Source organism: Enterococcus asini ATCC 700915, assembly GCF_000407365.1.
GTDB lineage: Bacteria > Bacillota > Bacilli > Lactobacillales > Enterococcaceae > Enterococcus_C > Enterococcus_C asini.
Window position 1 is genome coordinate 1030617 of sequence record NZ_ASVU01000001.1, and the last position, 13382, is coordinate 1043998.

General features: G+C 45.4%; 14 protein-coding genes. 9 read left to right on the forward strand and 5 right to left on the reverse strand.

Annotated features, from left to right (window positions below):
• Positions 1–118: 118 nt before the first annotated feature.
• Positions 119–2584: an FAD-dependent oxidoreductase gene (locus I579_RS05050; RefSeq protein ID WP_010754685.1), complete on the reverse strand. Its 2466-nt coding sequence runs from the start codon at positions 2582–2584 to the stop codon at positions 119–121.
• Between the two features lie 352 nt (positions 2585–2936).
• Here I579_RS05050 and I579_RS05055 point away from each other — a divergent pair, with 352 nt between their 5' ends.
• The gene (locus I579_RS05055; RefSeq protein ID WP_010754684.1) at positions 2937–3197 is read left to right on the forward strand and encodes a metal-sensitive transcriptional regulator; all 261 of its coding nucleotides are present in this window, start codon (positions 2937–2939) and stop codon (positions 3195–3197) included.
• A 23-nt stretch (positions 3198–3220) separates the two neighbouring features.
• A complete protein-coding gene (gene trxA, locus I579_RS05060; RefSeq protein ID WP_010754683.1) occupies positions 3221–3532 on the forward strand; it encodes a thioredoxin in 312 nt (103 codons plus the stop codon).
• Between the two features lie 143 nt (positions 3533–3675).
• Here the strand turns inward: trxA and rpsD are convergent, their stop codons facing one another.
• Together rpsD and I579_RS05070 are read right to left on the reverse strand one after the other, a co-directional pair.
• Complete coding sequence (rpsD, locus tag I579_RS05065; RefSeq protein WP_010754682.1) at positions 3676–4287, reverse strand: 30S ribosomal protein S4; 612 nt, start codon at positions 4285–4287, stop codon at positions 3676–3678.
• Between the two features lie 259 nt (positions 4288–4546).
• Positions 4547–5044, reverse strand: coding sequence for an NB-ARC domain-containing protein (locus I579_RS05070; RefSeq protein ID WP_010754681.1), 498 nt, complete (start codon positions 5042–5044; stop codon positions 4547–4549).
• A gap of 216 nt (positions 5045–5260) precedes the next feature.
• Here I579_RS05070 and I579_RS05075 point away from each other — a divergent pair, with 216 nt between their 5' ends.
• The 4 genes from I579_RS05075 to mgsA all read left to right on the forward strand — a co-directional run bounded on the left by I579_RS05075 (position 5261) and on the right by mgsA (position 8198).
• Entirely contained in the window at positions 5261–6058 is a 798-nt protein-coding gene (locus tag I579_RS05075; protein WP_010754680.1) for a formate/nitrite transporter family protein, read from the forward strand.
• Between the two features lie 75 nt (positions 6059–6133).
• Positions 6134–6790, forward strand: a complete 657-nt coding sequence (locus I579_RS05080; protein ID WP_010754679.1) for a DNA alkylation repair protein — start codon at positions 6134–6136, stop codon at positions 6788–6790.
• Between the two features lie 89 nt (positions 6791–6879).
• Positions 6880–7656 (forward strand): HAD family hydrolase, encoded by a 777-nt coding sequence (locus I579_RS05085; protein ID WP_010754678.1) that lies wholly within the window; start codon positions 6880–6882, stop codon positions 7654–7656.
• A gap of 119 nt (positions 7657–7775) precedes the next feature.
• Positions 7776–8198: a methylglyoxal synthase gene (gene mgsA, locus I579_RS05090; protein WP_010754677.1), complete on the forward strand. Its 423-nt coding sequence runs from the start codon at positions 7776–7778 to the stop codon at positions 8196–8198.
• A 44-nt stretch (positions 8199–8242) separates the two neighbouring features.
• Here mgsA and I579_RS05095 read toward each other — a convergent pair whose 3' ends face one another.
• Both I579_RS05095 and I579_RS05100 read right to left on the reverse strand, forming a co-directional pair.
• On the reverse strand, positions 8243–8722 hold the full coding sequence (locus I579_RS05095; protein WP_010754676.1) for a hypothetical protein: 480 nt from the start codon (positions 8720–8722) through the stop codon (positions 8243–8245).
• Positions 8723–8743: 21 nt separating this feature from the next.
• Positions 8744–9439 carry a hypothetical protein gene (locus tag I579_RS05100; protein WP_010754675.1) on the reverse strand — a complete coding sequence of 232 codons (696 nt, stop codon included), beginning with the start codon at positions 9437–9439 and terminating at the stop codon, positions 8744–8746.
• Positions 9440–9636: 197 nt separating this feature from the next.
• Between I579_RS05100 and I579_RS05105 the strand changes: the two genes are divergently transcribed.
• Genes I579_RS05105 through mutS form a run of 3 tightly spaced genes read left to right on the forward strand, consistent with a single transcriptional unit; the run spans position 9637 to position 13380 of the window.
• Positions 9637–10434 (forward strand): TIGR00282 family metallophosphoesterase, encoded by a 798-nt coding sequence (locus tag I579_RS05105; RefSeq protein ID WP_010754674.1) that lies wholly within the window; start codon positions 9637–9639, stop codon positions 10432–10434.
• Positions 10435–10438: 4 nt separating this feature from the next.
• Positions 10439–10798: a YlbF family regulator gene (locus I579_RS05110; protein WP_010754673.1), complete on the forward strand. Its 360-nt coding sequence runs from the start codon at positions 10439–10441 to the stop codon at positions 10796–10798.
• 20 nt (positions 10799–10818) lie between these two features.
• Complete coding sequence (gene mutS, locus I579_RS05115; protein WP_010754672.1) at positions 10819–13380, forward strand: DNA mismatch repair protein MutS; 2562 nt, start codon at positions 10819–10821, stop codon at positions 13378–13380.
• Positions 13381–13382: the final 2 nt, after the last annotated feature.

The window sequence follows — 13382 nt, forward strand, 5'->3', positions numbered from 1 at the left end:
TGTAGAATGTCGTTTTTGTACATGAATCAAAAAGCCGTCCTTTTCAAATCCGAAAAGGACGGCTTTTTTTAGCTGAAATGGGAATAAAGTGTGGGGGTATCACTGCGCTTTTTTTTGATTAGATAAAGAGGTTTAAATCAGCGTTTGTGGTGTCGCCTAGATAAGTGGCAACCCCGCCGTATTCAACAAAATCAAACAATTCGGAACGCTCGATACCCATAATATCCATACTCATGGTACAAGCAACGAATTTCACCCCAAGGTCGCTGGCTTTTTCGATCATCACTGGTAGTGGCTCGACATTTTTTTGCTTCATGACCGCTTGGATCATTTTCGAGCCCATTCCGCCCATATTCATGTTTGAAAGGGGCAGTTTATTTGCGCTACTTGGTAGCATCAGGTCAAAGAGTTTGGCTAGTCCGCGTTTTTGGATTTTTTGTTTTTTCAAAATGTTCAAGCCCCAGAAGGTGAAGAAAATCGTGACTTTTTTACCCATGGCAGCAGCGCCACTAGCAATAATCATGGAAGCTAAGGCTTTATCTAAATTTCCACTGAAAACGACCATGGTGGCCCCGTCTTTTGTTTCGTGAAGGACACCTTCTTTGGGCAGTGCTGAAGGGGGGGCTGCTGGTGTTCCAGAAGTGCCCTTCGCGATTCGAGCAGTAACTTTGTTGCCTTGAATTTGGTTTTCTAATAAGGTGTTCCCGGTATTTTTGCACCAGGCTTCGATATCGGCAACAAAGCCAAAATCGCTAGCTTGGACCTCTAGTTGTTGTCCGTCTTCCATTTGGTCGATGGATTCTTTGACTTTTAAGATTGGCCCAGGGCACTGCAATCCGCAGGCATCCACTTGAATTGTCTTGCTCGTTGCTTCATTGGAAGATTCAGCAGGCGTAGTCAGTGGTGTTATCGGCGGCGTGGTATTGGCTCTTTGCTTGACTTGATAGTGGGCTTGTTTATATGTTTTGTAACCCCCGTCGATATTTTTGACTGGGAAGCCCTGTTGCATCAAGATTCGAGCTGCATTGTATCCCCGCAAACCTACTTGACAGTACACATAGATTGTTTGGTCTTTTGGTAGCTCAGCGAACCGTGCTCTTAGTTGTGATAAAGGAATCGAATGACTATTTGGCAATTTGCCAGTGGCTTGTTCAAACTCTTCCCGAATATCTAATAGGTAAGCTTCTTTTTCAATCAACTCATCGACTTCTTGCCAAGAAACGGTTTCGATGCGCTTAGTCAAAAGGTTGTCTGCGGTATAACCCAGCATGTTGACGGGATCTTTAGCACTAGAGTAAGGCGGTGCATAGGCCAATTCAATCCCGGCAAGTTCATCTGCGGTTGCGCCAAACTTCATGGCGGTGGAGATGACATCAATCCGTTTTTCTACGCCATCAGTGCCCACACCTTGAGCGCCTAAGATTTTTCCGTCCGGGCTAAAGAGGAGTTTCAAAGCAATCGGACTGGCACCGGGATAGTAGCCTGCGTGGGAATTGGGATGGATATGGATGCTGTGATAAGGAATTTCCAGGCGCTTCAGCGTTTTTTCAGAGTTCCCAGTAGAGGCAGCCGTTAATTCAAAAATTTTGGCCACGGAAGTTCCTTGGGTCGCGGTATAGCATGCATCGATGCCATTGATGATATCAGCCACGAGGCGACCTTGGCGATTGGCTGGCCAAGCAAGAGGAATCAAAGTCGGGGTACCGTTTACAAAATCAGTGACTTCGATAACATCACCGATGGCATAAATATCAGGGAAGTTAGTCCTTAGTTTTTGATCGACTTTGATCGCGCCTCGCAAACCTAGTTCAATCCCGGCTTCTTTTGCCAAAGTGCTTTCTGGTGTGACACCAATAGCGAGGATAGTCAAATCGGTGGGAATCTTTTTCCCGCTAGTTAAAAGGAGTTCCCGTCCTTGTTGCTGAATCGCCTTTAACCCGTCGCCAAGAATCAAATCCACTCCATGTAAGTCGATTTGGGCATGTAAAATTTGAGCCAATTCAAAATCGATATTTGGCATTACTTGATCTGACATTTCGATCAAATGAACTTGAAGGCCCAACTCCACAAGGTTTTCCATCATTTCTAAGCCAATAAATCCTCCGCCAACGATGGAAGCTTGTGTCACATGATGTTCTTTAATGTAGGCTTTAATGTGATCCATATCCGGGATATTGCGCAAACTGAAGACATTTTCTGCTGTATCTAAGCCTTCAATCGGGGGCACGATCGCTTTAGCACCGGTGGAAATAATCAGCTGATCGAAAGTTTCTTCATAAGTTTCGTTCGTTTGGTGATTGGTGACAGAAACGCTTTTTTTCTGGGGATGGATGGCCGTGACTTCTGAAAAATTGCGAATGTCTAGACCGTATTGTTGAGACATCCCATCCACTGTTTGCAATAAAAGGTCGTCTCTGTTTTTAATCGTTCCACCAATGTGATAAGGAAGACCACAATTGGCAAAGGAAATATATTCCCCTTTTTCAAAGAGGATGATTTCGTCGTTTTCACTAAGCCTTCTTAAGCGTGTTGCAGCGGTAGCGCCACCAGCGACGCCACCGATAATGACAATTTTCTTTTTCATGTAATTGCTCCTTTCAATAATTGGATGATACCCTAACAGGGTATGTCTCGTCAATTTGATTGCTGTCTTTTGCTGTAATTCATTTTTAAAGAAACTTTCTAGTTGACATTACTGTTTTATTCGTGTTTAATATACCCTTGTAGGTATAAAAGAGAATTACTCTATTCGCTCTATTTTCTGGTGTGGTAACGGTGGTTACAAGTGAAATAAGCGGAAATTCGCTAGCAATCGATCATTATGCGCTGTTTCAATACCGCATGGGGCATAAAGTGATTTTTAAAAAGTTGCCTTTAAGAAAAAATTGGGCAATAGTATCAACCAAAGAAGCTAGTAGGAAAAGGGGGGATCAGCGTTGGCAGGCTGTGATAAAAGTATTATTAATCGCTTGAGGCGGGCGGAAGGTCAACTTCGGGGGATTCAAAAGATGATTGAAGAAGAAGCGGAATGCACGGATGTGATCACACAGTTAAGTGCTGTACGTTCCAGTGTGGATCGTGTGATGGGAATCATCGTTGCCGAGAATTTGAAAAACTGTTTGGAACATCCTGAGATGAACAAAGAAGAACAGGAAGAAAAAATAGAAAAAGCCGTTAAAATGATTATCAAAAAATAGTTTAGATGAAGGAGCGCATAAATATGGAAAACTTAACAACACAAACCTTTGATAGTAAAATCAGTTCAGGACTACATTTAGTGGACTTTTGGGCAGAATGGTGCGGCCCATGTCGAATGCAAGGGCCAATCTTAGAAGAACTCAGCCGAGAATTAGGACCAAATGAAGGACAAATCAGCAAAGTCAATGTGGATGAAAATTCCGATTTAGCAGTCAGATATGGCATTCAAAGTATTCCGACCATGTTGATTTTTCGTGATGGTCGCGTGGTAGACCGCTTAGTAGGCGTGCGGATGAAAGAGGATCTCAAAAAAGAATTGCATTCCTACTTGTAATATTTTTAAAAAGGAGCCAACTCAATTTGTGAGTTGGCTCCTTTTGTTTGAATATAATTGAGAAAACGCGCTATCAGCGGTTAAAAAATAAACAAAAAACCGAAAGTCCTGATGTACAGGACTTTCGGTGAAATGTAATGAGATTACATTAATTTGTTGTAGAATTCTACGACGAATGATTCGTCAACATCTGGAGTCATTTCGTCACGTTCTGGTAAACGTGTCAATGAACCTTCCAATTTTTCATCGTCGAAGCTTACGAATGCTGGGCGGCCGATAGTCGCTTCAACAGCTTCTTTGATCGTAACCATGTTTTTAGATTTTTCGCGAACGGAAATCACTTGACCAACTTCTACGTGGTATGAAGGGATGTCCACACGTTTGCCGTCAACCATGATATGACCGTGGTTAACTAATTGACGAGCTTGACGACGAGTAGTAGCCAAACCTAGACGGTAAACCATGTTGTCCAAACGTTGTTCCAACAAGATCATGAAGTTAACACCGTGTTTACCTTCTTTAATAGAAGCAGCTTTTACGAACAAGTTACGGAATTGACGTTCGTTCAAACCGAACATGTGACGTAGTTTTTGTTTTTCGGTTAATTGCAAACCGTATTCAGATTTTTTACCACGGCTGTTAGGTCCGTGTTGACCTGGTGGGAAAGGGCGACGTGCCAATTCTTTACCAGTGCCGGATAGGGATACGCCTAAACGACGAGATTGTTTCCAAGATGGTCCAGTATAACGAGACATAATGAAATCCTCCAATAAATTTAGTTGGAGTAAAATAATCCGTTGAAAAATTCATATTCGTACAGTTCATCCTTCAATCTTCACCTTTTGCAGCCGCGGTTACGCAATTGAACCCTGATTCTAGAGACTAGAAATAGAGGCGATGGACTGGTGACGAGCTATTATTTTCCTGCTGCATTATTCTACACAAAGAGTAGTGTACGCCAGAAAATGGTCTTTTGTCAAGCTGAGGCGCTGAAAAGTCTCGGCTTTTTTCAGATTAAGCATCTAGCTTTTGCAAGATTTCTACGCTAGTGCCACTGATGACTGGAATGGCGCGAGACGCTTCTTTCAGATACTTTTTCACTAAGGGTTCTTGGGTTTTGGGAAATTCCCAGATGTACTGAAGAAACTCCCAATCGATACGGTCGGGATTGCCACTGGGATTGGGCTTACCCCGGTAGCGCCAGTAGCGTTTGATGACCCGATACATGGCTTTTAAGCGAGAAACTTTCAAATAGAGAATGAGATCTGTCCGCTCTAAGCGTAAGGGTAAAGTGGAAGCAAAGTTACCGTCCATGATCCAGCGCTCTTCTGCTAGTAAAGGCTGTAGGGCAGTCTTTAGCTCTTCGGTGGTGATGGTCGTCTCATTGTCTATCCAAAACAGTTGATCCAGGGAAATAATCGGTAGCTGTTTTTTGCGAGCGATTTTTTGTGTCAAGGTGGATTTGCCGGCACCGGGAGAGCCTAGCACTAGGATGCGTTGATAGTCTTTCATAAGTGACCTTTCTGTTGAAAATGTTGTATGCTAAAGGGGAGGCTTTTCGGGATTTTTTCGCGGGGGGTAGCTGGTTTTGAAAATGTGAAAGATTGTTTGCGTGTTTTCATTTGTTTTCAAAAATAGCTTTACAAAACGGGCTTTCCTCATTACAATAGTAAGGGATTATGGGTATTTTGTAAATCACATGTGTCACGATAGAAGAGGAGAAGAGAGATGAATCCGGTATCACCATTATTTGAGAAAATCGATACTTCCATTGAGAAGAAGGTTGATTTGATTGAAAAGAGTTACCCCCGGTATGCACTGCGGGCGATTTTTGCTTGTATGTTTTTAGGACTGGGAACAGCGGTGGCTTTTGGCATCGGTATGAAAGCCGACCATATCGCCCCGGGGCTAGGCAAGATGCTGTACGCCTTTATGTTCAGCTGGTCGCTGGTTATGATTTTATATATGAATGCTGAATTGGGCACGTCGAATATGCTCTACATGACGGTAGGGGTCTACCGCAAGCGCATTGGCGTACCGTTAGCATTGAAGATTTTATTTAGTTGTATCTTATTTAATCTGATTGGTGGGGTTTTGTTTGGTTTCTTGATTGCCCACACCGGACCTTTCCAAGGCTTGGAAGCAGACAATTTCTTCTTCACCTCGATTGCGGCGAAGTTGGACAAGTCTTCTATCCAGATTTTGGTGGAAGGGATGTTTGCCAATATCGTGGTGAATACCGCGGTCTTAGTCAGCATGCGGATGAAAGATGACGCTGGGAAAGTGGCGGCCATCATCTTTATCATCTTCATTTTCGCCTTTTTAGGTTATGAGCACGTTATCGCGAACTTCCCGGCTTTCACTATGGCCTTTGTGGCTTCTGGTGGCACCATTGAAGGCATGACCGTAGCAAGTGTCTTGCACAATTTGTTCTTTGCCTTAATCGGGAACTATATCGGCGGTGGTCTGGTCATGGGACTAGGCTTTGCTTGGTTGAACAATTCAAAATCATCTTATGTAGATTAAAAAAGCAAGCGGCGGTGGCTCATCGTCGCTTGTTTTGCGTCCTTTGGTAAGTTTATAAGGAAATGAGGAAGGTTCATGACAGAAGAATGGCCCCGGTTCTTTCCCTTTGAGCCGGAAAATGCCTATAAAATGGCGGCTTATATGAAAAATCATTTTCCATTTCTCGGGGTGTCGGCTCCAGAGCGAAAGAAATTAGAAGCGCCTTGGTTGAAGGAAAGCAAACAGTGGGAGTGGCCAAAGTTATGTTCTGCCATTCAGTTTTACTTTCACCAGCCAGAGCGGGAGTACCAGTATTTTGCCATTGATTTGGCCCAGAGGAATTATCAGCGACTGACCATAGAGCAACTACACGAACTGCTGCCTTTAGTGGGGGAAAAGACCTGGTGGGATAGTATCGACGCATGGCGCAAAGTCTACAGTGATTGGTGCTATGTGCATTCGGCAAACCTTACGGAAGTCTTCGGGTGGTTTTATGGTCAGGAAGACTTTTGGCTACGGCGAGTGGGGATTAATTTGCAGTTGAAATTTAAAGAGCAAACCGATACCGACTTGTTACAAAAAGCTTTGGATGCGGATCGCACAACACCGGAATTTTTCATTCAAAAAGCGATTGGCTGGTCTTTGCGGGAATACAGCAAGACCAATCCTGAGTGGGTTCAAGCTTTTTGTGCCAGTCAGCCACCTTTGAGTCCTTTAGCGCTGCGAGAAGGCAGGAAATATCTACCAAAATAGGCAACACAAAGCATTACTATAGGGAATCAGTCGAACACTAAAGTGATTCGACCTAAATATATTGAGAGAAAGCGAGTTATGATTTCATCATGAGACGAAAATTGATTGCATTTGACATCGACGGCACTTTGTTAAACAGCCAGAAAGCCCCTTTGGAAAGTACCATTGATTCTTTGGGCCGCTTGCGAGAAGCCGGCCACTTGGTCACGATTGCCACGGGACGTAGCCGTTATTTAGCCCGGGATGTGATTCGAGATTTAGACTTTGAGAACTACATCGTATGTAACGGTGCTGCTGCCTTTATGAATCACAATCAAATCTTCAAAAATCTCTTGGATAAAAAAGAATTGGATCGTCTAGTCACAGAGGCCGATGGTATGGGCATCGATACCGCCTTCATCGAAATGGACCAAGCCCGGCGGATGACTTCCTTTAATGTAGGCAAGATGGCTCAGGCCATGATGTCCTTTGGCTCTGTTTTGCCGGAACTCGAAACCATGTTTCCGGAAACTCGGGAAGTATACCAAGCGTTAGCCTTTTTTGATGAGTCTTACCAGCACCAGTTCGAAAGTAGTTTTCCTACCTTTGATTTTGTGCGCTGGCATGAAGAGTGCGTGGATGTCGTGCCGAAAAATGGCTCTAAAGCAGCCACGATTCAGTACATGGCTCAACGTCTTGGCATCCAACAAGAAGACATCATCGCTTTTGGGGACGGCAATAACGACCGGGAAATGTTACGGTTGGCCGGTGTCGGAGTAGTCATGGGCAATGCCACTGAAGAAGTGCAAGCTTGCGGGGACCTAGTGACCGCCACAAACGATGAGGACGGGATTTGGAAAGCATTGAAAACTTTGCAATTAGTCTAATATAAAAGCCACTTTTTCGCCTGTAGCCTTTTCTTTCCTGAAGAGAAGTGCTATCGTGGAGAAAAAGTGGCTTTTTTGATTGGTCTAGGTATCAAAAAAGCGCGAGTGGAGGATGAACTATGAAAATTGCATTGATTGCCCATGATCGTAAGAAAGAGCTGATGGTAAAGATGACCACGGCTTATCGAGATATTTTGGCAAAACATCAGCTTTATGCTACGGGGACGACGGGCTTGCGCATTGCGGAGGCTACAGGCTTGGATGTGCATCGGTATAAGTCCGGTCCTTTAGGGGGCGACCAGCAAATCGGCGCTATGATTTCCGAAGACGATTTGGACATGGTGATCTTTTTGCGGGATCCTTTAGCGGCCCAGCCCCATGAGCCAGACGTGACAGCGTTGATTCGTTTGTGTGATGTGTACGAGATTCCTTTGGCTACCAATATCGGGACGGCGGAGATTTTGATCCGCGGCTTGGATGCGGGCTTTGCCGACTTCCGGGAAATCGTCCACGAAATGGAAAAGAAACCTTTGTCTTTTTAAAGAAGAAAACCTCGAGAATTCTAGAGATTCTCGAGGTTTTGTGTTTAAAAGCACTTACTACAAGGTGTGAGTCCGCGACTTTGGGCTTCGGCAAGAGTTGCGGAGAAGTAATTTCCGTTACCACATTTTCGGTTGTGGTATTTTTCCCCAGTGCGGGTAATCAAAACCGTGGTGCCGACTTCGGCTGCGGGTGGAGCCGCTTGCTCGGCTTGAGCGGCCGCATCTGCCTGGGCTTGTGCCTGAGCTTGCCGTTCGGCTTCCGCTTGCTCTGCTGCAGCTTTTTCTGCGGCGGCCTTCTCAGCGGCTACTTTTTCTTCTTCCGCTTTTTTGGCAGCAGCTTCTTGTTTCTTCGTTTCAATCTGATCTTTGACCGTACCTAAACGCTTTTCTAAATCCGCTTGTTTGTTTGGCAGTTTTGCCAAAGCGGTGGTGGCTGTTTGATAGTCACCTTCTGCGCTACTGGCTTCGGCTTTTTCCACTAATGCTAGGACAGCGGCCACTTGCTCTTTTTCCGCGATTTTCACTTCACAAGCGGTGAGGCGTTTCTATAAGCTGTCTTGTTCTAAAGTGGTTTGTTCGATGTGCTCTTTGACCGTGGCCACTTGCCCTTTATCCAGAGAAGTCTCCAGTTTTTCGACGAGGGCCAAAGTGGTCAAATGCTGATCCACCTGAGTGAGACGTTCCTCCATTTCTGGATAGCTTTGGCTTAAGGCTTGGATCTTGGTGAAAGCCTCATCGTAATGGGCTTGAGTAGGGGAGTTTTCCGCTAACTTCAAGGCCACTTCCGCTTGCTCCAGCCGACTTTCTTCCGCCTGTGTTTCCAAATGAGCTAAGTACTCCTTGGAAGGTTTAATGGTCAAGACTTTAAGGGTTTCTTGGCCGTTGTGGACGCTCTTAATGTGGAGCTCTTTTTCGCCTTCGTCGGTAAGTTGTACCTTATAAGTGAACGTACCGTCGTGATTCAAGGCTTTGTCATCAATGGTCAACTCAGAGCCTTCATTGGTCTCGCCTTTAATGGTGACTTTCCCGACTTGATCCGTTTCGTAAGTTTCTTGCCCGACATTCAGATAGCTGGCCTCTGCCGGTACCTGACTTCCACCGGCACCCATTAAGACCAATCCCCCGACGGCCATGGCTAGTACCGGTTTTTTGCTTTCCTTTTTGATGAAGGAGCGGATGAGGCGATACAGGCTGTAACCTAATGCCCCGACTCCTAATAGAATAACAATTCCCCAAAACACATTTCATTCCCCCTTAAAAAATTTGTAAAAAAAGACGGCATTCGCGAAGTTTGGCGTAATACCTATACCATTTAGTATAGCATAGGCTTTTAAGATAGACACCGCTTTCTTTTGCGAGGGCAACAGGACTGGCGCTTTTTTTTTCTAAAAAAAACGTCTATAATAGGGAAGATAGTTTGAAGAGAAGAGGAAAATACGTGCGAGTATTGTTTATTGGGGATGTCGTCGGTTCTTTGGGCCGGGAGACGGTGGCCACTTATCTGCCCCGGCTGAAGAAAAAATACCGACCACAAGTGACGATTTTAAATGGCGAGAACGCCGCTAGCGGTCGTGGCATCACCGGAAAAATCTACAAGAAATTTCTCCAAGATGGCGTAGATGTCGTTACTATGGGCAATCACACTTGGGACAACCGGGACATCTTTGAGTTTATCGGGGATGCGAAAAAGATGATTCGCCCAGCGAACTTTCCTGAGGGGACACCAGGGCAAGGTATGGTTTTTGTTAAGGTCAATGCCTTGGAACTGGCGGTTATTAATTTACAAGCCCGGACGTTTATGACGGCTCTCGATGATCCATTTACGAAAATCGATGAATTAATTGAAGAAGCACGGAAAAAGACGCCGTTTATCTTCGTGGACTTTCACGGGGAAACGACTAGTGAAAAGCAAGCCATGGGCTGGCACGTGGACGGACGAGTATCGGCCATTGTGGGGACTCATACCCATGTGCAGACCAATGATGCTCGGATTTTGCCACAAGGGACCGCTTATCTGACCGATGCCGGAATGACGGGCCCCTATGATGGGGTTTTGGGGATGAAGAAAGAAGCCGTCTTGGAAAAATTCCAAACCGCTTTACCTCGGCGCTTTGAAGTAGTGGAAACCGGTCGTAGCATTCTCTCTGGTTGTGTTATCGATTTGGATGAAAAAACCGGCTTAGCGAAATCAATTGCGACGATTCAGATTTCCGATGATCGTCCATTTATGGAGTAAGAATATGAAGTCAATTTTAGACACAGAAGCAGCAGTCAAGCAGGCGGTAGAGCAGTTGGACCGGCTGCTTTGCGATTTACCTCAAGTACAAGAGTTTCAAGCACTAGCGGCAAAAGTGCGGAACAATCAAACCATTGCTCAATTGGAAAATGAAATCAAAGAGGCGCAACAAGCAGCAGTGCAATTCGGTCATTACGGCAAGGAAAATGCTCAAAAGGCTGCTTTGAAAAAGGCCGACGAACTGACCCAAGCTTATGACCGGCATCCTTTGGTCGTCGCTTATCGGGCGCAACTAATCGAAGTCAATGATGTGATTCAATACGTTACCCAGCGCATTCAACGTGGGGTAGAGGAACTAGAGTAAGGCAGAAAAGGAGGAGCAACATGCCTCAAAAAACGAAGCAGACTCCCATGATGGAACAATACTTAGGCATCAAGGCCCAATACCCAGATGCCTTTTTGTTCTACCGTCTGGGAGATTTTTATGAAATGTTTAACGAAGACGCGATTAAGGGCTCACAGATTTTAGAGTTGACCTTAACCAGTCGCAATCGTAATGCAGATGACCCGATTCCCATGTGCGGCATTCCCTATCACGCGGCCCAAGGCTATATTGATACGCTAATCGAGCAAGGCTATAAAGTGGCTATTTGTGAACAAGTGGAAGATCCGAAAACCACCAAAGGAATGGTTAAACGAGAAGTCGTTCAGTTGATTACTCCGGGAACGGTAATGGACAGTAAGGGACTGGAAGCCAAGGAGAATAATTTCCTGACGGCCCTAGGCTTTGACGGCAAGCAATACGGCTTTGCCTATGTGGATCTAAGCACTGGGGAATTCAAAGTGGCGTTACTAGAAGACGAAGACGGGGTGATTAATGAGTGCTCCAGTCTACAAACAAAGGAAATCGTCTTTATTTGTGATTTCCCAGAAGAATTCCAAAATAGCTTAAAAGAACGTCTGGGCTTAGTTTTGTCGTATCAAACCGAAGAAATCACCAATGCCGAACTGTCCTTTTTGACGGCGGAGTTGACAAATGCGCTGGAAAAAGACGTAGCCGGGAAACTGTTGAGCTATTTGTCCATTACCCAAAAGCGGGGCTTGGCACACTTGCAAAAAGCCGAAGAATACCAGCCGGACCACTTTTTGAAGATGGACCACTATTCTAAGTTTAATTTGGAATTGGCGCGCTCCATTCGCACCGGGAAAAAGCAAGGAACTTTGTTGTGGCTTTTGGATGAAACGAAGACTGCTATGGGTGGCCGCTTGTTAAAACAATGGCTGGATCGCCCTTTGATTCAAGCCAAGAAGATTTTAGCTCGCCAAGAAATGGTGCAATCTTTACTAGATAGCTACTTTGAGCGAGTGGATTTGCAAGACAAGCTCACGAGAATATATGACCTGGAACGTCTAGCCGGACGCGTGGCCTTTGGCAATGTGAATGGTCGCGACTTGATTCAGCTGAAGACTTCTTTGATGCAAGTGCCACAAATTCGTACGTTATTGGAAGGCATCAATCAAGGCCAGTGGAACGAGCTTTTATTAGGCATCGAGCCTATGGAAGACTTGGTTAGCTTAATCGAGGCGGCGATTAACGAAGAAGCTCCTTTAGCGATTACCGAGGGGAACGTGATCAAAGACGGTTTCCATGAGCAATTGGATCAATACCGTTCTGCCATGAAAAACGGCAAACAGTGGTTGGCGGAATTGGAAGCCTCCGAGCGCCAAGCTACGGGGATTAAAACGCTGAAAGTCGGCTTTAACCGGGTTTTTGGGTACTATATTGAAGTCACCAAAGCCAATTTGGGGAACTTGGAAGAAGGCCGCTACGAGCGCAAACAAACCTTGGCCAATGCGGAACGCTTTATCACACCGGAATTGAAAAAATTGGAAACACAGATTTTAGAAGCGGAAGAAAAATCCGTGGACTTGGAGTACCAACTCTTTTTAGGCGTGCGGGAAGAAGTCAAAAAAGCCATTGGGCGCCTGCAAACTTTAGCCAAATCCTTGAGTGCCTTAGATGTATTGCAAAGTTTTGCGGCGGTGTCCGAACGTTACCAATACGTGCGGCCGACGCTCAATCGCAAGCGCAACTTGAATATCGTAGAAGGGCGCCATCCGGTGGTGGAAAAAGTCTTGGGCCATCAAGAATACATTCCTAATACAATTTCCATGGATGATAAGACGTTGATCCTCTTGATTACGGGACCGAATATGTCCGGGAAGAGCACCTACATGCGGCAATTGGCCCTCACCGTGATCATGGCGCAAATGGGCTGTTTCGTGCCAGCGCAAAGTGCAGACTTGCCGGTGTTTGACCGCATCTTTACCCGGATTGGTGCCAGTGATGATTTGATTGCCGGTCAGTCCACGTTCATGGTAGAAATGATGGAGGCCAATCAAGCATTGCGCCATGCTACTAAGGACAGTCTGATTTTATTCGACGAACTAGGTCGCGGCACGGCGACGTATGACGGGATGGCCTTGGCCCAATCAATTATTGAATACATTCAAACCAACGTGCAGGCGAAGACGCTGTTTTCCACCCACTATCATGAGTTAACGGTCTTAGACGAAGCACTGAGCGGCGTGCGCAATATTCACGTGGGCGCGGTGGAACAAGATGGGGAAGTCGTCTTTTTACACAAGATGATGGATGGTCCCGCAGACAAGAGCTATGGGATTCACGTGGCGAAAATCGCCGGTTTGCCCACGGCTTTACTGGAACGAGCGGCTACTATTTTGCAAAAATTAGAGTCCGAGTCCGACCAAAAATCGGTCATAGAAACGGCGCCGGTAGTGGAAGAACCGCAACAGATGAATTTATTTACAGAAGTTTCTACGGAGGAACTCTCGGTAATCGAAGCATTGAAGAAGATCGACCTTTTGGATACCACTCCAAGGGAAGCTTTGAATATTTTGTATGATTTGCAAAAACGCATTTAGCA